The organism is Zooshikella ganghwensis DSM 15267, assembly GCF_000428585.1.
GTDB lineage: Bacteria > Pseudomonadota > Gammaproteobacteria > Pseudomonadales > Zooshikellaceae > Zooshikella > Zooshikella ganghwensis.
In genome coordinates, this window is sequence record NZ_AUAF01000378.1 from 1 (window position 1) to 1423 (window position 1423).

The 1423-nt window shown below is 41.2% G+C and carries 3 protein-coding genes; 1 reads left to right on the forward strand and 2 read right to left on the reverse strand.

The window, feature by feature from the left end:
• Positions 1 to 87: 87 nt before the first annotated feature.
• On the reverse strand, positions 88 to 846 hold the full coding sequence (locus F607_RS0127120; RefSeq protein WP_084611441.1) for a siderophore-interacting protein: 759 nt from the start codon (positions 844 to 846) through the stop codon (positions 88 to 90).
• Between F607_RS0127120 and F607_RS33890 the strand changes: the two genes are divergently transcribed.
• Positions 836 to 1093, forward strand: coding sequence for a hypothetical protein (locus F607_RS33890; protein ID WP_084611442.1), 258 nt, complete (start codon positions 836 to 838; stop codon positions 1091 to 1093). The genes F607_RS0127120 and F607_RS33890 overlap by 11 nt on opposite strands.
• Positions 1094 to 1103: 10 nt before the next feature.
• Here the strand turns inward: F607_RS33890 and F607_RS0127125 are convergent, their stop codons facing one another.
• A complete protein-coding gene (locus F607_RS0127125) occupies positions 1104 to 1319 on the reverse strand; it encodes an LNS2 domain-containing protein (RefSeq protein ID WP_027710482.1) in 216 nt (71 codons plus the stop codon).
• Between the last annotated feature and the right edge of the window lie 104 nt (positions 1320 to 1423).

Consider the following 1423-nt stretch of genomic DNA (forward strand, 5'->3'; position numbering starts at 1 on the left):
ATCCCCTGTCCCTTTGAATTTGTTTCGGCAAAACAAAGGTTGGGGTCAGGGGTTGTCATTTCAAACTAATAAAAGTCGAGCATCGCGTTAATATACCTCATCCATAACTTTGTGCCGCTCAGCATGATACCCCTCTTCATTAAAGCCATAGCGCCAATAAGGTACAGCATAAAGGTTTTTCTTATGCAAACCATATTTTTCTTTTAAGTAATTACGAATATTAATTACTGCAGTATTTTCACCAGCAACCCAAGCTGATATGGATTCTACATGAGCTGGTTGGCTTATTTTTTGAATAGCTTCTAACTGAAGTGATGTTGTACCTGCAAGCTGACTTTCACTATACAACCAGTGAATCTTAATACCCTTAGCTGCCGTCGTTAGCTCCTGCTGTTCACTAGGATTATTAACTTCAATAAATACATCTCCTTGAGCTTGCTCAGGCAGCATTTCAAGTATTGCTGAAATAGCAGGCAGTGCGGTCATGTCACCACTTATAATATGCCAGTCAGCAGGTGCTAATAATGGATTTGGTCCCCCAGGACCCGCTAACCCAATTTTATCACCTTTCTTAGCATTTAATGCCCAACCTGAAGCAGGACTGCTTTCATCATGTAAAACAAAATCAACCGTTAACTGCTGGAGCTGCGAGTCATAGTTGCGAACACTATAGGTACGAGTCACTGGCTTGTTTTCTTTTGCAGGCCATACAACACCTGTAGGTCCAATAGTGGGAAGTATCGGCTGCTGCTGATGGGACTGTGGAAAAAATAGCTTTATATGGGCGCCATGACAACCTTCAGGAAAGTCTTTTAGTGCTTCACCTGTAAGTGTAATGCGCTGCATAAACGGCGACAGCCGTGTTGAGTTAACTACTGACAACAAGCAGGGTGGTATGCGCTTTGGTTTAACCGCTGATGGCTTGTCAATGGCTTTTTGGCTTATCTTTACATTTCCCAATGTACGACCTCTTGAGCAATGTGTTGTATTCAACCTGTTAGCTAAGGGAATAGTCTTCCTTACGCCACAGCAGATTAAAACAAATGATAACCATTCGCAACTACAATATTTCTTTTCCTCAGGAGTACCATAATTAGCTTTGGTTACTTTTGCTTGCACTTAGCCTCTTGGGTTGCTGTCACCACAGTTGTAAAGTGATGCGTATAATCATCACCTACAGTTTGTGTATTATCATCACCCGCATACTTACCTAAAATATAGGTCTGTTGTTTTGAAATGCCTGCATCTGCGTACGCTTGGATATCGGTTTGAGCATTACCATAAGCACGCACAATTTTTATGCCTTTTTCATCCTGCAACGACTTAAGATAAGGCTCTATATGGATTCCTAGGGGGTTATATCAATAGCTCTATTAGATCATTAAGTAAGCTTTTTCCTCGGCACTTTATATTGTACACAAAC